Annotated in this window: 19 protein-coding genes and 1 tRNA gene; 6 read left to right on the forward strand and 14 right to left on the reverse strand. The window is 39.7% G+C overall.

Annotated elements, in window-relative coordinates; all coding sequences use genetic code 11:
* From JCM9140_RS18810 to JCM9140_RS18840, 7 genes are all read right to left on the reverse strand, one after another.
* Positions 1-359: sulfurtransferase (locus JCM9140_RS18810; protein ID WP_034750181.1), on the reverse strand; the 359-nt coding region annotated here is incomplete at its 3' end.
* Between the two features lie 8 nt (positions 360-367).
* The gene (locus tag JCM9140_RS18815) at positions 368-583 is read right to left on the reverse strand and encodes a hypothetical protein (RefSeq protein WP_034750194.1); all 216 of its coding nucleotides are present in this window, start codon (positions 581-583) and stop codon (positions 368-370) included.
* A 120-nt stretch (positions 584-703) separates the two neighbouring features.
* Complete coding sequence (gene purT, locus JCM9140_RS18820; protein ID WP_034750196.1) at positions 704-1888, reverse strand: formate-dependent phosphoribosylglycinamide formyltransferase; 1185 nt, start codon at positions 1886-1888, stop codon at positions 704-706.
* Positions 1889-2185: 297 nt separating this feature from the next.
* Entirely contained in the window at positions 2186-3490 is a 1305-nt protein-coding gene (locus tag JCM9140_RS18825) for a TRAP transporter large permease (RefSeq protein ID WP_034750199.1), read from the reverse strand.
* Positions 3480-3989 carry a TRAP transporter small permease gene (locus JCM9140_RS18830; RefSeq protein ID WP_052002381.1) on the reverse strand — a complete coding sequence of 170 codons (510 nt, stop codon included), beginning with the start codon at positions 3987-3989 and terminating at the stop codon, positions 3480-3482. The genes JCM9140_RS18825 and JCM9140_RS18830 overlap by 11 nt, the downstream gene beginning before the upstream one ends.
* 14 nt (positions 3990-4003) lie before the next feature.
* The gene (locus JCM9140_RS18835) at positions 4004-5125 is read right to left on the reverse strand and encodes a TRAP transporter substrate-binding protein (protein ID WP_034750202.1); all 1122 of its coding nucleotides are present in this window, start codon (positions 5123-5125) and stop codon (positions 4004-4006) included.
* A 42-nt stretch (positions 5126-5167) separates the two neighbouring features.
* A complete protein-coding gene (locus JCM9140_RS18840; protein ID WP_034750205.1) occupies positions 5168-6628 on the reverse strand; it encodes an aldehyde dehydrogenase family protein in 1461 nt (486 codons plus the stop codon).
* Between the two features lie 291 nt (positions 6629-6919).
* Between JCM9140_RS18840 and JCM9140_RS18845 the strand changes: the two genes are divergently transcribed.
* Positions 6920-7693 (forward strand): IclR family transcriptional regulator, encoded by a 774-nt coding sequence (locus JCM9140_RS18845; RefSeq protein ID WP_034750208.1) that lies wholly within the window; start codon positions 6920-6922, stop codon positions 7691-7693.
* Positions 7694-7760: 67 nt separating this feature from the next.
* On the opposite strand, the gene cudC is transcribed toward JCM9140_RS18845, so the two are convergent.
* Together cudC and JCM9140_RS18855 are read right to left on the reverse strand one after the other, a co-directional pair.
* Positions 7761-8288: a choline uptake/conversion transcriptional regulator CudC gene (gene cudC, locus JCM9140_RS18850; protein ID WP_034750232.1), complete on the reverse strand. Its 528-nt coding sequence runs from the start codon at positions 8286-8288 to the stop codon at positions 7761-7763.
* Between the two features lie 79 nt (positions 8289-8367).
* Entirely contained in the window at positions 8368-9690 is a 1323-nt protein-coding gene (locus JCM9140_RS18855) for an alkaline phosphatase (protein ID WP_034750211.1), read from the reverse strand.
* Positions 9691-9974: 284 nt separating this feature from the next.
* Between JCM9140_RS18855 and JCM9140_RS24200 the strand changes: the two genes are divergently transcribed.
* The 3 genes from JCM9140_RS24200 to JCM9140_RS18870 all read left to right on the forward strand — a co-directional run bounded on the left by JCM9140_RS24200 (position 9975) and on the right by JCM9140_RS18870 (position 12889).
* Positions 9975-10295, forward strand: coding sequence for a hypothetical protein (locus tag JCM9140_RS24200; protein ID WP_052002382.1), 321 nt, complete (start codon positions 9975-9977; stop codon positions 10293-10295).
* A 133-nt stretch (positions 10296-10428) separates the two neighbouring features.
* Positions 10429-12123 carry a dihydroxy-acid dehydratase gene (gene ilvD / locus JCM9140_RS18865; protein WP_034750213.1) on the forward strand — a complete coding sequence of 565 codons (1695 nt, stop codon included), beginning with the start codon at positions 10429-10431 and terminating at the stop codon, positions 12121-12123.
* Between the two features lie 118 nt (positions 12124-12241).
* Positions 12242-12889: a hypothetical protein gene (locus JCM9140_RS18870; RefSeq protein ID WP_034750216.1), complete on the forward strand. Its 648-nt coding sequence runs from the start codon at positions 12242-12244 to the stop codon at positions 12887-12889.
* 277 nt (positions 12890-13166) lie between these two features.
* Here JCM9140_RS18870 and fumC read toward each other — a convergent pair whose 3' ends face one another.
* Positions 13167-14552, reverse strand: coding sequence for a class II fumarate hydratase (gene fumC / locus JCM9140_RS18875; protein ID WP_034750237.1), 1386 nt, complete (start codon positions 14550-14552; stop codon positions 13167-13169).
* Between the two features lie 265 nt (positions 14553-14817).
* Here fumC and JCM9140_RS18880 point away from each other — a divergent pair, with 265 nt between their 5' ends.
* Positions 14818-15225 carry a cytochrome-c oxidase gene (locus tag JCM9140_RS18880; RefSeq protein WP_034750218.1) on the forward strand — a complete coding sequence of 136 codons (408 nt, stop codon included), beginning with the start codon at positions 14818-14820 and terminating at the stop codon, positions 15223-15225.
* A 44-nt stretch (positions 15226-15269) separates the two neighbouring features.
* Here the strand turns inward: JCM9140_RS18880 and JCM9140_RS18885 are convergent, their stop codons facing one another.
* From JCM9140_RS18885 to JCM9140_RS23960, 3 genes are all read right to left on the reverse strand, one after another.
* Positions 15270-15917, reverse strand: coding sequence for a protein kinase family protein (locus JCM9140_RS18885; protein WP_034750220.1), 648 nt, complete (start codon positions 15915-15917; stop codon positions 15270-15272).
* 110 nt (positions 15918-16027) lie between these two features.
* A tRNA-Ala gene (locus tag JCM9140_RS18890) sits at positions 16028-16100 on the reverse strand.
* Between the two features lie 52 nt (positions 16101-16152).
* Positions 16153-16308 carry a hypothetical protein gene (locus JCM9140_RS23960; protein WP_166485470.1) on the reverse strand — a complete coding sequence of 52 codons (156 nt, stop codon included), beginning with the start codon at positions 16306-16308 and terminating at the stop codon, positions 16153-16155.
* A 109-nt stretch (positions 16309-16417) separates the two neighbouring features.
* Between JCM9140_RS23960 and JCM9140_RS18895 the strand changes: the two genes are divergently transcribed.
* Positions 16418-17431 carry a potassium channel family protein gene (locus JCM9140_RS18895; RefSeq protein ID WP_034750223.1) on the forward strand — a complete coding sequence of 338 codons (1014 nt, stop codon included), beginning with the start codon at positions 16418-16420 and terminating at the stop codon, positions 17429-17431.
* Here the strand turns inward: JCM9140_RS18895 and JCM9140_RS18900 are convergent.
* Entirely contained in the window at positions 17415-17837 is a 423-nt protein-coding gene (locus JCM9140_RS18900; protein ID WP_034750226.1) for a YugN-like family protein, read from the reverse strand. The two genes, JCM9140_RS18895 and JCM9140_RS18900, sit on opposite strands and share 17 nt — an antisense overlap.
* Between the last annotated feature and the right edge of the window lie 187 nt (positions 17838-18024).

Below are 18024 nucleotides of genomic sequence, written 5' to 3' on the forward strand. Positions count from 1 at the left end.
TTCAGGTGATCGACATCAAAAATGACAATATCTTTTTCTCCTATCACGTTTTTCACTTCATCTTTCGTTACCATTAGACGGTCGTTTTCTCTAGCCGTGAAGTTCCCCCTTTTCGGGGAATGGATGTCCTTAGATATCTTTCCCTCATTTGCCTGCCAAGCTTTGTATCCTCCATTAAGCAAGCGAACATTTTGATGACCGTAATACTCTAACGCGTAAAATAACCTTGTAGCACGCGTGTCATCTCCTTCATCGTAAACTACAACTGTATCTTGATCTTTAATTCCTAGTTGATTCATTTTTTGTTCAAACGTTTGTTTAGAAACTAAATACCCCTCAACTGGATGCTCCTTATCCACTAGTTCTTCTATTGAAAAATAGACAGCAGAGGTATATGCTCTTGTTCGTATCCTTTTTCTCGAACATCTATGATATAGATATTCCCCTTACCTTCCCGTTCTTCTACCCAATCAGCAGTCACTACTAGATCTGAATTAGGATAATCTTTTATATCCTCTTTATCGAATCCTAATAGGAAAGAAACCAGACTGACTAGACTTAATGCCACCAAGAACTTTTTCATTGCAACCCACCCTTTTCATTTTTTCTTAGTATGGCACTCTCATTAAAATCTTACTTTCCATTTGAACCACAAAAAGAAGATGAAGTTGATCATTGTCATCTTCATCTTCTTCATGCTTATTTAGTTCGAATGATAAACAATCTTAATTTTAGAAGCAGCTTCATCCGCTCTTTCAAGTGCAGTTTCTACTGTTTCTCCCGTGCTTAACGTTACCGCCATACGACGTCCCACTTTTGTCTCTGGCTTCCCAAACACTCTTGCTTGAGTTTGCGGAACAGCCAGCGCTTCCTCAAGACCTGCGATTTGATAGTCAGCACTTTCCTCCCACGCTTTTACTGCATGGCTAGCACCTGGTGAATGTAGGGTGATCTCTGTAATTGGTAAACCTAGTATCGCTCTTACATGAAGCGCAAACTCTGAAAGGTTTTGTGTAGCTAATGTAACCAATCCTGTGTCATGAGGTCTCGGAGAAACTTCACTAAAATACACTTTATCTTCTGTTAAAAACAATTCAACACCGAAAAGACCGTAACCTCCTAGTTCATCGGTAATTCGTTTGGCAATCTCTTGGGATTGTTCAATCTGCTGTTCTGTCATATGGTGAGGCTGCCAAGACTGAATATAGTCTCCGTCTTTTTGAATGTGACCAATTGGAGCGCAATAAGAAGTTCCCGATACCGAACGGACTGTTAGTAGTGTTATCTCAGAATCAAATGTAATAAACTCTTCGACAATTACTCTTGTACTTTTCCCTCTTGCACCTTCTAATGCCATATTCCAAGACTTTTCAATGTCTGCTTCCGATTTACAAACACTTTGTCCTTTCCCAGATGAACTCATCAAAGGTTTAATCACACATGGCGTGCCAATTTTCGCTACCGCTTCTTTCAACTCTTCAAAAGAATTCGCAAATTCATAGCCAGCTGTAGGTAAACCGAGTTCTTCACTTGCTAATCTTCTAATCCCTTCGCGGTCCATCGTAAGTTTTGTTGCAGACGCAGTAGGTACGACATTGTATCCTTCTTTTTCTAAATCAACAAGTACTTGTGTTTGGATTGCTTCTACCTCTGGCACAATGAAATCTGGTTTTTCGTCCACGATTACAGAACGTAATTGCTCTACATCTAACATATCAATCACTTTATATCGATGAGCGACTTGCATGGCAGGTGCTCCTTCATATCGATCAACCGCAATTGTCTCAATGCCTAGTCTTTGCGCTTCCAGAACTACTTCTTTCCCTAGCTCACCTGAACCAAGGAGCATCATTTTTTTAGCATTCTTTGTAAAAGGTACACCATACATAAGTTCTCGCTCTCCTTACAAATCTATTTTCTATTCCTGCATTTATTATATATAGATAACAAAAAGAAAAGCAAGGATAAAGCGAACATTGTTATTAAACATAGCATCAAATATTCGTATATGGTTTTCTTCCCAATATAAAAAAGAAGAAAATCGCGATTCAATAAGCTTAATACCTAAACTTAGAGAAAGTACACCAAAATAAAAAAGAGACCCCCTCATAGAGAATATGCTCCCGTAACACAACTGCTCATGCGCAACAGAGTAGCAAACCATTTTATGAGGAAGCCTCTTTATTCATTGCATTAAATTCGGCAAAAACGTAATAATTTGAGGAAATATAATAAAGAGAATCGTTAACACAACCATTGAAATCAACATCGGTATAACACTAACAAAGATTCGCTCAAGCGGAATCGATTTATCAATACCATGGATAATGTAACATAACACACCCAATGGCGGAGTCAGAAGTCCGATATTGATCATCATCACCATCATAACCGCAAACCAAACGCCATCGAAACCAAGACTAATAACAAGTGGGTAAACGATTGGCAATGTTAATACTTGAATGGCAATCCCCTCTAAAAACAATCCCATAATCAAATAGACTAGTAGAATAAGAACAAGGATGACATAAGGAGAGACATCCATTCCAGCTACAGTGGCCGATAAACTCATTGGTATTTTGGTAATAGCCAAGAAACTACCAAATAAACTTGCGCCAATTAAGATAACAAAGATCATCGCTGTTAACCTTGCACTTTCATTAAAAGCATCCTTCATTTTCTCCCAATCTAACCGTCTTGAAAGCACTGTGTACAGGAATGCACCAAAAGCCCCTACCCCAGCCGCTTCTGTCGGAGTAAAAATACCAAAATAAATCCCCCCGACACTCAAAAAGAAGATAAGGAAAAATGGCCAAATCGGGATAAGCGATTGAAATCGTTCCTTTAAGCTAGCTTTTTTTAAGGCAGTTGGTGCTAAGTCAGGGTTCTTACGTACTTGTATATAGATTGTAAGAATAAAAATAAGCATACACAAAATCCCTGGAATAAGTCCTGCTATTAAAAGAGGCCCGATTGGTTCCATCGTTAATACTCCATATAAGATTAACGCAACACTCGGTGGAATTAAAATGCCTAGCGTCCCTCCAGCAGCAACACTTGATGCAGCAAGCCCAGGATTGTACCCATATCTCTTCATCTCTGGCAACGTTACTCTTGCCACCGTGGCAGTCGTAGCATTCGCTGATCCTGAGATAGCAGAAAAAATCGCACTGGCACCGATCGTCGCCATCGCTAAACCTCCACGTACATGACCAAACCAACGGTCAACTCCATCGAATAAATCTTTTCCTAACCCACTATAGGAAAGAATCATCCCCATCAAGATAAAAAGAGGCATTACACTGAGTACATAAGAACTTGCGACATTATACGTTGTCATTCCCAATTGAGCCAATCCGACTTCCCATCTTGTTAAATAGCCATAACCGACAAAACCAATTAGAAGCAAAGATAAACCAACCGGTGCCCGAAGCAAGATTAGAATTAACAAAATGATAATAGCTATAACCCCAATCATTTCAGTGCTCATGTTTCTTCACCGCCTCGTTCAACGATTTCAGGAGATCTAGTAAGATCGATAAAGCAAAACACAAAAGACCGATACTTGCCAATATCGTCATAATATAAATAGGAATTCCTAAATCGGCTGTTTTTTCATTTCCATTAAACAACCTTATTGCATACTGAAACACCTGCCAAGTCGTTACGGCTACTAACGTTAAAAAGATCACATTCATAATAAGATCAGCAACGGCCTGAACTCGTACCGGCCATTTATCAACTAAAAAACTGACAGAGATATGTCCTTTTTTCATTTGGGTATAACCAAGACTATAAAAAATGACCAAAGCCAAACCAAATCCAGTTAATTCAAAAGCACCGTAAAGGGGCTTAGAAAACATCCGCCCCGTTACGTCTATAACTGTAATCATCATCATAAGGAAAAGGACTATCATGGCAATTCTTTGCGCAATTGCATTTATAGGATAAATGACTCTTTCTAAGCCTTGAATCGCCTTCGTTAACACATTAATTCCTCCCCTTATTCATATTGTTCACTAAGTTTCATTGCTGCTTCGTGAACTTCAGTACCAGGTAAACCATCCTTATTCATATCTTCAACCCATTTTTCATGAATTGGTTCTAGAGCTGTTTGGAATTCTACTTTTTGATCATCCGTTAGTTCTGTAATAACAGCTCCTGCATCTATAGCTGCTTGTTTTCCTAATTCAGCATCGTCTGAATAAACTTGCGCTGCTAATCCTCTATATTTATCTAGCAACCCGTTAATAACCTCTTGATCTTCTGCAGATAAGCTGTCCCACGATTGCTGGTTCATCGTAATAGCAAAGTTCGTCGTATAAAAATCTCCTTCTGTTATATACCCAGTTACTTCATCTAAATTAAAGTTGGCAACCGCTGAGTAAGGTCCTAATCTTCCATCAACAATCCCTCTTTGCATCGCTTCATACACTTCATTCATAGGCATAAAGACTGGAATAGCGCCCCACGCTTCTACAACTGCATTTGAAGCAGGTGATGGAGTACTAATTTTTAACCCTTTTAAATCTTCTACCGACTTAATTTCCTTATCTGTTGTTAAAATTTGGTCATTATCAATTCCAAATAACCATAAAACTTTGTTTTCTCTATATTCCTCTTGAATCTCAGGAAACTCGTTGTATAGATCCCATAAAATACTTGTAGCTTTCTCTGCTGTTCCGGCTAAAAACGGAAGTTCTACCACTGAACTTAGAGGGAACTTACCTGGTGTGTAACCTTGAATGGCATACGTGATATCAGCAATCCCTGTCGTAGCCATTTCATACTGAGCAGTAGGGGCACCTAATGCTGCACCCGGATAAATACTAGCCGTCACTCGGCCTTCTGTTAACTGCGCCACTTCTTCAGCAAAAGGTTCAAATACTTTTGTATGTTGTCCATGCTGTGGTGAAACAAAATGAGATATCATTAACTCTACAGAATCACCAGAAGATGCTGCTGGAGTGGTACTTTCCGTTGTCTCGGTTGTATCGGTCGTTTCCCCTTCCCCTGCAGAACTTTCTGAAGCTCCTTGTGAACAAGCTGTCATAACAAGAAAAACTAAAACCAAAAAGAACACTGAAAAAGTTTGTTTGAAAAATTTTGCATTTCCTGTTTTCATGTTTACACTCTCCCTAATTTATTTTTTATTTAATCCTCGTCACTATGAAAATGGATAGTTCCGAGGTTGATGCATAATGGAAATCCATTTTACGGTTGTAAACTCTTCAAGAGCCCATTCACCGTTAAATCGCCCTAATCCGGAAGCTTTTTCACCACCGAAAGCGATATGTGGTTCATCATTCACCGTTTGATCATTAACGTGAATCATTCCTGTATGAATTTGTTCAGCTACCTTCACTCCACGTTGTGTTGATCCGCTAAATACAGCACCACTTAATCCAAATTCAGAGTCATTGGCGATCGCAACAGCCTCTTCTTCACCTTCTACTGGAATCACAACGGCTACTGGGCCAAAAATCTCTTCTTGCGCAATTTCCATATCATTCGTTACATCTGTCAAAATATATGGTGATAATAAATTTCCATTTGCTTCACCCTCAAGTTCTAGTTTCGCACCTTGCTTGAGACTTTTATCGATAAGAGATAGGATACGATCAACTTGTTTTCGTTCAATTAAAGGTCCAATGATCGTTTCTTTATCAGCTGGATCCCCAACTTTTATTTCTTTTGCTTTTGCTGTAAATAACTCAACAAACTTTGAATACACCTTGCGATCAACAATAAAACGATTAATTGCCATGCAAATTTGGCCTTGATGCATGAATTTTCCGAAAACAGCAGCTGAGACCGCCTGCTCAATATCTGCATCATCTAAGACGATGAATACATTATTTCCTCCTAATTCCAATGCGGTCTTCTTTAACTTACCACCAGCTAATCTCCCAATCCGTTGTCCCACTTCAGTTGAACCTGTAAATGAGATCATTCTAGGTATTGGGTGTTCAACCATGTAATCTCCAATTTCACTACCCGATCCAACAACGACATTTAAAAGCCCCTTCGGCAACCCTGCTTTTTCAAAAATATCTGCTAATAGCAGACCTCCAGAGATATAAGTGAATGTTGCTGGTTTCAGCACAACTCCATTGCCTGTTGCTAAAGCGGATACAACTGAGCGCATTGTCAGATGAAACGGAAAGTTCCACGGTGAAATTACTCCCACTACACCAACAGGCAATCTCGTCAGTGTATTTTCTTTACCCGAAATAATAGATGGGATCGACTCCTTATGCATCCGTAATGGATATGTTGCTGCTTCTTTCATGAAAGCGATTGCAATATGGTGTAGTTCAACATTCGCTTTTAAGGCTGAACTTCCAGCCTCTTCAATCAGAATTTCAGCAAATTCAGCTGATCTCTCCTCAATGATTGAAATAGCCTTCTCAATGATTTTTGTTTTTTCAATCGCTGGCGTTTTTTCCCACTCTTGTTGACCATTCTTAGCGGCTTCATAGGCTTCATCGACGTCCGCCTTACTAGCTAGTTTAATTTCAGAAATGATTTCCCCACTGTATGGGTTATCATTTTGAAATGTCTTGTCGCTTGTTCCTTCTCTCCAAGTTCCATCAATATACATCTGGTTCCATTTTGAATATTTCATCTTTCTCCTCCAAACAAGTAGTAAGAATACGCTTTCAAAAAGTGATAAAAAAATAAAATTTTGTTATACTTTCCAGTTCATCTTAAAGCTAATATGTTTCAGATACAATAATCAAGTTTCTCTATTTGCAACAGATTGATTTTTTTCTCGAAAAAAGTAGTTTTTTTTATATTTTTTCTATTTATTTATCAATTAATGATACCTCGTTTCATTATTTGCAACAGTTTCTATTGTGAATATTAATGTTATGATAGGATTAACTAGAATTTCAAGAAAGGAGGAAAAGATTCAGTGGCAGATTCCAAAAACGACAATCTTGTATCTACAGCCAAAAAAGCTTTGCTTATATTGCAAAGTTTCACAACAGGGGAACCAGAAAAGAAGGTGACCGATCTGGCTGAATCACTTGGAATGAGCAAAAGTAACATCAGCCGATTATTAAACACATTGGCAAGCGAAGGGTTTGTCATAAAAGATCCTGACACGAAAAAATATCGTTTAGGGTTAGCCATTATCCCTTTATACGAAACATTAACTCAAGGAATTGAAGTTAGAAAAGAAGCCAAGCCTCTTCTTCAAAAATTAGTAGACGAAATAGGAGAAACTGCAAACATTACGATTTTTCAGGGACAATCCATCTTAGACATTCTAAGAGTCAACTGTACACAACCCGTTCAAATTGTTTCACATATGGATGTTACAAATCCCATCCATTGTACGAGCGCAGGAAAAGTTTTTTTAGCGCACCAAGAAAAACAAGAACTAACTCGTTATATTGAAAAAGGGCTCATCCACTTTCCCGCTAAATCGTATAGCAATATAGACGAATTTCTTTCAATGTTAGAAAAAATCAAAGAACAGGAGTATGCCATTAGTATTGAGGAACTATTTGAAGGAATGGCAACGATCGCAGCACCTATAAGAGATTATACGGGCCAAGTCGTCTACTCCCTTTCCGTTCTCGGCCCAGTTCATCGGTTCAATCCGCATAACACAAGCGTGATACATAAGGTTAAAAAGTATGCCTTAGATATATCTACATGTATCGGCTATCAAGGAAACTGAGAAAAGAGGCTTATTTGATCAGAACACTAACCCAATCAAATAAGCCTCTTTCTTTTCAAACACATGTTTACTTAGGAATACTTTTAAAAAGTTCCCCACTATTCATCCCTTTTACCAAGTTCTTTAACCAATAGTAATAAGGCTTTGATGCTTCAAGCTGATCAAATATTTTCTGTGCCTCATCTTTGACTTCTGCTGAAACTTCGTCATTTTGAAGCACTTCTTGTAACTCTTTCTGCGCTCGGTCAATGGCTTCAAGGTTTATCTTTGCCTCTCTCTCCCATTTCAACGAGAAAAAGCTATTGAAAAACTTAAAGAAATCCTTCTCCGCAACAAATGAATGTTTTCGACTTCCTCGCTGAAACGTCTTTTTGACAACATTGTATTCTTGAAGTTTTTTAACACCTGTACTCATACTCGGCTTACTCATGCCTAATTCTTGTAGCATTTCATCAAGTGTCATCTCATCTTCAAAATACATCGTTCCATAAAGAACCCCAACACTTCTTGTTACTCCATATAAATCCATCGTTTCAGCAATTGAATCAATGACCAACATTTTGGCATGTTCGATTTGTTCTTTTGCCTGATCGATTGGTTCACTCAACTAACACACCTCCGTTCGTTCCAGTTCTACCTTTTATATTAGCGTGTTTATCACAAATGACAAGCAATCATTCTTCATTTTGTCGAAAATCTATTTTCATCGCCTCGGCTAATCGTTTTGGCAAGTCGGTATTATCAAAATTCCCTTTAAGCAATTGCGACTTTGGTCCATATGCATAAACCGGTACATCGACACCTGAATGGACATGCGTCGTCCAATCCACATACGCATATTTACTCACAATTTTATTAATGATAATCGGCCTATGCTTCTTGCTCGCTTTTTTAATCTGCTTCACTTCTTTTTGTGTAAGTTCAATACCTGTAAATTCTTTTAGGAGCTCCTTTATGCTTCCTCGACTTTTTGATAATTGCGAAGCCAAAGCATTTCCCGTTGCTTTGCTGTTTCGCAATATTTCAATGTTGGCTCTATATTCATCGTAGCCTCCAACGGACAATCCTCCTGTATCATGATCCGCCGCTACGACCACTAACGTTTCCTTGTCTTCTTTTGCGAATTCAAGAACTTTCTCAACTGTTTCTTCAAACGCTTTTGCTTCATTTAAAGCCCAAACTGGATCATGAACATGGCCCGCGCGGTCAATTTGTCCCCCTTCAATCATTAAGAAAAAACCATCGTTATTTGATCGCAAGGTATGAATAGCAACTTCAGCCATTTCTGTTAAGCTCGGTTGGTCATCGCTTTTTTTATCAATAACTGGTGTTAACTCCATGTCGGCAAAGAGTCCTAGTAGCTTCTGATCCTTTTCATTTGCATGAAGCAATTCTTCTCTCGTTTCAACATAGTAATAGTTGTTATTGATCGCCTTTTCTATGACATTCCCCTCTTGTAATCCACCATTTGACGTTGGCAAAAAGTTGATTTTTCCTCCACCTAATAGTACATCCACATGGTTAATTAACTGTTTTGCTATATTTGTCTCATCTTTGCGTGATGGAACATGCGCCCCAAAAGCAGCAGGTGTTGCATCGGTAACCGCTACAGTCGTAACCAAACCTGTTGCCTTTCCATTTTCTTTTGCTGCTTCTAGAATGCTTTTTTGAGCATTTCCCTCTGCTGAAACGCCAATCATTCCATTATTCGTCTTGATTCCCGTTGACATTGCTGTAGCCGCTGCTGCAGAATCGGTAACCCAGCTGTCGGCAGAGCTTGTCTTCATCATGCCAACCAAAAGGGAATCAAACAATAAGGGTTCTCCTTTAAAAATCCGATAACTTGTCACATAACTAGTAGAAAAACCATCCGGAATCATTAAAATAACATTTTTGACTGGTTCGTCCGTTTCAGCAAACATAACAGCTGACAAATTTGGTGTCATTATGACAAAAAGACAAAGAACGAGCATCACATTCTTTTTTAGTAAATACATACTTTTTCCTCCTATTATCCAATAGTTCAATTGTTTGCGACCAAAGGAAAAATTATGAGCTTTTGCAACACCTTAGAATTTTGTCGAATGTTTGTTCGTAGTTATCCACTTAATCCACAACCTGATGTGAATAACTTCAATAAAGCTTATTCGATTGGGCTTTTTCATTAAATTAAAGAAAATAAGGTATTCGCCCATTCCATATTTACCTAATTCCCATAGGCTAAAGTGATAATTGAATAAAAAACTTTCCCCAACACCTTAATTTTGAGAGGAGAATGTTCATGTATAGAAACGATTTCCACACACCTCATTACTATCAACCAACTGATTCTAGGTTTTTTCCTGGAGCAATCGGCCCAGTAGGTGCTGGTATTTTAGGTGCCGGCTTAGGCTTTTTAGGTGGTCAATTAGTAGGTCCTGGTTTTGGAACTGGTTATCCTGCAGGAGGATTCGGACACCCAGTACCTCCTAGACCTGGCTTTGGTCATCACCACCACTTCCATCATGGAATGGGCGGTTATGGACACTTCGGACCTGGATTCAGAGGCTATGGAGCAGGGTTTGGAGGCTACGGACCTGGATTCGGTTATGGTCCTCGCTAATGGTAAGAGAGAGAAGGGAATGATGCCAGGCGAGCATCATTCCCTTCCTTTATCCTAATTTGTGTATAACCTCCCCTCTTTTCTGTTGATACTGTAATGAACCCATTTATCTATTTTGAAAGGATCTTATACGATGAAAAACAAGGAACATAAAGATTTACGCATTCGTAGTATTGATATTAGTGAAGGGGAAAACCGTTCACCTAACCGTGCCATGCTCCGTGCAGTTGGCTTTTCAGATGAAGATTTCAAAAAGCCGATGATTGGGATTGCTAGCACATGGAGCGAAGTCACTCCTTGTAACGTACATATTGATCAATTAGCTCTAAAAGCAAAAGAAGGAGCAAAGGACGGCGAGGGTGCTCCGTTGATTTTTAATACGATCACGGTTTCTGACGGAATTTCAATGGGACATGAAGGCATGCGCTATTCCTTGCCAAGCCGTGAAGTTATTGCCGATTCTATTGAAACCGTTGTTGGTGCTGAGCGACTTGATGGTGTTGTTGCGATTGGTGGTTGTGATAAAAATATGCCCGGCTGTATGATTGCGATTGGGCGAATGAACCTGCCTTCCGTTTTTGTTTACGGAGGAACGATTGCACCTGGTAAATCAAAGGAAGGAAAAGACATCGATATCGTCTCCGTCTTTGAAGCAGTCGGCCAATATCGAGCTGGTACGATAAACAAAGAAGATTTAAAGGATATCGAATGTCACGCTTGTCCTGGTGCCGGCTCTTGTGGCGGGATGTATACAGCCAATACGATGGCTTCTGCGATTGAAGCAATGGGAATGAGTCTTCCAGGAAGTGCTTCAAACCCTGCCGAAACGTCCGAGAAATTAACCGATTGCTACGATGCCGGTCAAGCGGTTGTGGAACTTCTTCGTAAAGGCATTTATCCGAAAGACATTATGACGAAAAGAGCGTTTGAAAATGCGATTACGGTTGTGATGGCTTTAGGGGGCTCAACAAATGCGTTCCTACACTTACTCGCCATTGCGCATTCGGTTGATGTGGACTTAACACTTGATGACTTTGATCGTATTCGTAAAAACGTTCCCCATTTAGCCGATTTGAAACCGAGCGGGCGTTTTGTCATGCATGACCTGCACTCGGTTGGTGGGGTATCTGGTGTCATGAAGATGCTACTTGAAAAAGGGCTTTTACACGGTGACTGTTTAACTGTTACCGGAAAAACGCTTGCTGAAAATTTGGAGAAACTCCCTCCATTAAAAGAAGGTCAAGACATTATCCGTTCTTTTGATAACCCAATTCGTGAATCTGGTCCTCTCTTTGTCCTAAAAGGAAACTTAGCTCCAGATGGCGGAATTGCAAAAATGTCAGGTCTTAAGATCAAGAAAATTACAGGGCCAGCGAAAGTATTTGACTCCGAACCAGAAGCAACAGAAGCGGTACTGAATGATGATATTAAAGCTGGAGATGTTGTCGTCATTCGTTACGCCGGTCCAAAGGGCGGACCTGGAATGTCTGAAATGCTCTCGATCACGGCGATCATTGTCGGGAAAGGTTTAGGAGAAGAAGTTGGCTTAATAACGGACGGACGCTTTTCGGGAGGGACTCATGGACTAGTTGTTGGACACGTTTCACCAGAAGCACAAGTTGGTGGACCGATCGCTCTTATTCAAACTGGTGACATGATTACCATCGACAGTGAAACGCAGGAGTTATCCGTCGATGTTTCCGAAGAAGAAATGACGAAGCGTCTAGCCAATTGGAACGAGCCACCACTACGCTATGCTCGCGGGATTTTAAACAAATATGCCAGACTTGTTTCATCAGCCGCAAAAGGCGCTGTGACGGATTTGTAATAGCAGATTGCACGAAAACTCGGTTCGGTTTATACTCAATTTACAGAAGCCGCTTGATACGACAACATGTCTGCGTATCAAGCGGCTTTTTTATTTTTTATAGAAAGGAATGAAACAAATGTCTACATTTCAGGAAAAATATGATGAATGGTTACAGCAACAACTACAAAATGAGAACAACCACCGGCGGCGCGAACTGCTCGAAAAAGGATTAGGCCACGGGACAATTGAATTTTTACGGTTAATTTGGTACCCAACCGTTGGACATTTTGACCATTTGTATCCTGAATGGGAAATCCGTGATTTTAACAACGGGTTTCGCTACCTCGATCTTGCCTATAGGCCATTCGATGCAAAAGGCTGTTTCGAAATACAAGGATATGGTCCCCACGCAAGAGACCTTGATGTCCGGCGATTTAAAGATTTATGCTGGCGTCACTCTTTACTTGCACTAGACGGGTGGACACTTTTGCCGATTGCCTATTTATCGATAAGAGACGAGCCAAAACAATGCCAGCAACTCATTCTCGCTCTTCTCGGTAAATTCAATTCGATCGAAACCTCCACTGAACTTTCGTGGCTTGAATCAGAAACAATTCGCTTTGCCCGCCGTACCCTTCGCCCTTTTACCCCTATCGAAGTAGCAAACCACCTAAAAATTAGTGATCGTCATACGAGAAGAGTTTTAAAAAGACTAGTAGAATTAGAATTCTTATCTATCGCGAGTGGATCTGAACGCGTGCGCACATATAAGATTCGTGAGTAATAGATTCAGAGGTACCAACACTAGCTGTTGTAGGAGCAATAACGAAAAATGATTCTACGAGGACAGAGGATCCGTTATTTAGTCAAAAATCGTAGTTTTTTAGAGTTTCGCGGACAGAGGATCCGCTATTTGCCGAAAATCCACCTCGAACAAGGGAAAAATCAGCGAATAACGGAACGTGAGTCCGCCACCGCCTCAAAAACGGCCTTTTTGTCACACATAACGGAACGTCTGTCCTCCCAGCTCTCTATCCACTAGTATTCAAGATTTCGAACATTTAACCCCTATCACACCATCTTCTCTGCCGTACAATCTCATCAAACTGCTCTTCTGTTAAAAGCCCTAACTTCAGCGAAGCTTCTTTTAACGTCAGCCCTTCTTGATGAGCCAGCTTGGCAATGGAGGCAGCTTTCTCATAGCCGATATGTGGGTTTAATGCGGTAACCAACATTAACGACTGCTCTAGCTTCTCTTTTATTACGTCAACATTCGCTTCAATTCCAACCGCACATTTGTCATTAAAAGAATGAAGGGCATCGGTTAGCAGCTGCACCGACTGCAAGAAATTGTACACAATCACCGGCTTAAACACATTCAGTTCAAAATTTCCTTGGCTAGCAGCGAATCCAATTGTGGCATCATTGCCCATCACTTGGCAGACAACCATCGTTAGCGCCTCACTTTGTGTCGGATTCACTTTACCAGGCATGATCGAGCTTCCTGGTTCATTTGCCGGAATCGTGATTTCGCCAATTCCCGATCTTGGTCCACTCGCTAGCCATCTTACATCATTGGCTATTTTCATTAAGTCAGCTGCAAGTGCTTTTAAGGCCCCATGTATGTAAACAACCTCATCATGACTCGTAAGTGCATGAAACTTATTTTCTGCTGAAACAAAAGATCGTCCCGTAATCCGACTAATCTCTTCTGCCACCATGTCACCAAAATTTGGATCCGCATTGATCCCTGTCCCGACAGCGGTTCCACCAATTGCTAACTCTCGCAATTTCTCTTTGCTTTCTTCAATCATTTGTTCACTTTTCTCGAGCATTTTATGCCACCCGCTTATTTCTTGACCGAGCGTTAATGGGGTTGCATCTTGAAGATGAGTTCGCCCAATTTTTACGATATCGTTAAACTCATCCACCTTTGTTGCAAACGTACTTTTCAATTTAGAAACCGCTGGCAAAAGCTCATCTTCCACTTTAATTAAACTCGCAATATGCATCGCAGTTGGAAAGGTATCATTCGAGCTTTGCGACATGTTAACATCATCATTCGGATGAACGCGCTCATCAGACCCATTTTCCTCTAACAACTGATTGGCACGATTGGCGATCACTTCATTGACATTCATATTCGATTGAGTTCCACTTCCCGTTTGCCATACTTTTAACGGAAAATGATCCTCTAATTTTCCTTCAATGATCTCATCTGCTGCCACAGAAATGGCTTTTGCTTTTTCAGAACTCAAATTCGTTAATTTTTCGTTCACCAGTGCAGCACTTTTCTTGAGAACAGCAAACGCATGAATCACTTCTCTTGGCATTAGCTCAGCACCAATATTAAAGTTCTCACTGCTTCGCTGAGTTTGAGCTCCCCATCTTTTGCTAGCTAGTACTTTAATTTCACCTATTGTATCTTTTTCAACTCGATAATCCATCATGAACCTCCCCCTAATCAAATTCCATTACCATGTTATTCCCTTCCTGGCGACATCATTCATCCAGGACATGGATCCTTTAAAAATGTATGACGTTAAACATGAGTACACCAGCTAAAAATGCGACACAAAGAATGGTACCGACCGTTACTTTTATGATATCACCCATGAAATTCCCTCCCATATTCTCCTGCCTATTTGTAGTAGACAGTATGACCAGGGAGGTAGTTTTATATACTAGTAGAATTCGAGCAAACAAAAAAAGATGCCTGAAAGGGATGGGTGCATTAAGTTCATTAAAATCTCTGTTGTTTACTTTGTCATCGGTGTTGTTCTTGGCTACTATATGTCTGTGGCACATGCTTATAATCTAACGGGAGTACATGTTCATATTAATCTATTAGGTTGGACATCTATGACACTTGCTGGAATTCTTTATACGTTATTTCCTAAGACTGAGGCCAGCATCTTAGGAAAAGTTCATTTTTGGCTTCATAATATCGGTCTTCCCCTAATGATGCTTGGATTGTTCTTCTTGCTTCAAGGCAATAATTCACTTGAACTACTCATTCCAGTTGGTGCCACAATGGTCTTAATAGCTGTCATTCTTTTCGCTATAAATATTTTGAAAAATCTAAAAAAGGAAGATGTTCAAGCACTATTCAATAAGTAAGCAAACAAACGTATGAGAAAAAGCACTGAAATTTCAGTGCTTTTTTACCTTTTTTTATAAATATTACGCGTAAACCTGTATAGTTTTCGAACTGCATTTAAACTCCATTCGGGGATGCGGGGATGTCTTTTAAGAAGGAAAGGCTTATAAATTAGAGAATAGGCCTTTTTAAGATCTGGCCATTTTTTACAAATACCTGTCTTATAAAAATCTGAAACATCAACAATAATTCCCTTACCCTCATTCATGACAATGTTTTTTCCGTGAACATCAAATGGATTAAGGTCTCTTTCTTTGGCATATACCATCGCCTCCTCAATGTCTTCGATCACTTGAGGTGGGATGGCGATTCCTTTTAGCATCGCATCATATAAAGTAATTCCATGAATTCTTTTCAAAATTAAATAATGTTGTCCGTATCCATAAAGCTTAGAATAAGCATTATGATCACCTAGCTTTTCGTATACGTGTATTTCCTCTTTTATCGCTTCAAGATCTCGTCCATACACCTTTACAACGAACGATGGCTGGGACGGATGAGCAAAAACAGAAGCGAAATTCCCACTGCCAACTACCTGCCATTCTTTCGCTTGGTTGTCCACAATAATCGGATCATTAGGACTCGGACTTTTGAGAATAATATTAGGTAGTAATTCTTCTTCGATTAACTTCTTAAATTGATTTATATTCATGTGCCAACCTCATACATTTGAACTTATTGTTTAAATCTCTCAAATCCAATCAAAACCTAAAAAAAAAACACATCCCTAGGAAAATCTAGAAACATGTCTTTTTAATAAAATGGAGCATAGCGGGATCGAACCGCTGACCTCTACGCTGCCAGCGTAGCGCTCTCCCAGCTGAGCTAATGCCCCTTACTAACCCTTATTATAAAAGTACTTTCAAAAAATAACAAGACTTATCTCATTAAAAGATCCAGTCTAATATCCACCAAAACAAACCTGCTACAATCGCAATCACAAGTGAACTCGCTACACTTTCTTTCGTGAATTTCCGATGTTTAACAAAATCAAAAATAAGCCATCCGCAAAATATGGAGAAGGCAAACGTAATCGTTGACATATTTAAGCTCCTAGCATTGTTTTAGAATAGATTTATCATATCAGGTAAGGATTGACTCAGCAAGTGCTTGGCTATACTGAGAGTAAGGAAAAAGATAGGAGAGAACCCTATGCAACAACAATGGTATTACATTCGAACACTTTTAGGTCATGTTCCTTTGGTCATAAAACTATTATTTGCTGTAATAACGTCAGGGGTTGCAGCCGGTGCAATTGTTCATATTATAGAGCCTAATCGTTTCCCCACTTTGTTTGAAGGAATTTGGTGGGCTTTTATTACTGTCTCAACGGTCGGTTATGGTGACTTTGTTCCTGAATCTACACTCGCTCGACTCGTTGCAATTGTATTGATCTTTGTAGGGGTTGGATTTATGACACTCCTTGTTACTTCTTTTGCCGGGGCAGCCGTGTCGATTAATCAGTCGACAAAAGAAGGGTCCATTTCTTTTATTGGAGAACAACATCTTGTTATCATTGGTTGGAATGAAAGAGCACGTCAAGTTATCGAGAACATTCATGCATCACACCCACATACACGAATTGTTCTAATTGATGAAACTTTAACCGAGCTACCTAAAACAATAAAACAAGTTCATTTTGTTAGAGGAAACAGCAGTGAAGATGCTGTGTTAAAACAAGCTAACATTGCGCTTGCTAAATCCGTATTAATTACTGCCAAACACCAAGGTAGTGAATTTACGGCTGATGCGAAAACGATTTTAACGATTTTAGCAATTAAGGGACTAAACCGTGAGCTTTTTACGACTGTCGAAATTCTTTCAACCGAGCAAATGGAAAATGCCTATCGTGCTGGAGCCGATCAATGTATCGAATCGAACTCCATTACTGGATCGCTTTTAACTGTTAGTCTACTTCATAGGCAAATGCTTGATGTCACTTTTCATTTTATCTCATATGGCCAATTTGCTCAGGTTCAGTTTGTGTCAGTTAAAAAAGAAGAAGTTGGAATGACCATGCCAGATTTACTGCCGTTATACTACAAGCGAGGTTTACATATCATCGGCTTAAAAAGAAGCGAGCGCCTTCTGTTTCACCCGCCTCCATCTTTTTTAATCGAGCTTCATGATGAATTAGTGACGATTAAAATTAATAAAGCAACGTAAGTTCTAACTCTTCGATTAGGCTTTTCGCTGTTGGCATATATTTGTTATCAACCGTAGCATCCTTATCAACTGGTTCTTGGAATTGATTAATGGTACTGTTATAAGCCATTCGAAATAATCCGTTAAATACGTCTGGATTGTCGTCTAGTCCATCTTGGTATTTATGGTTCAATAAGAAGGGTGTGCCTAGCTGAACGGTTACACCTTTTTGCTCTAACTCGCCGTCTAACGCTTTAAATGGCAAACGTAAAAATGTGTAGCCATCTTCTTCGTCAATTTTGTAATCCATATAGCCATGATCATAATCCCAGCCACCACCAATTGTATAACCCAAACCCTTTAATTTATCTTCTAATTCTTTCAATTTGATTTGCTTGCCTTCTACATTCGATTGAAGAGGAATCATTTCTCTCATCCTTTCCCATTCGTTCTCATTCACTTATAAATAGTGTGACCAACATATGGAGGGATATGCCTTAATTAAATGTTTGTTTCAAACAAATGTTTATTTAAAACAAACGTTTGTTTGAAAAACGGAGCGCAAGCCACTCGACTCATAAGGGATATAGAGGGGGACCACTGAAAAAGTGCCT

The organism is Halalkalibacter wakoensis JCM 9140 (assembly GCF_000513095.1).
GTDB lineage: Bacteria > Bacillota > Bacilli > Bacillales > Bacillaceae_D > Halalkalibacter > Halalkalibacter wakoensis.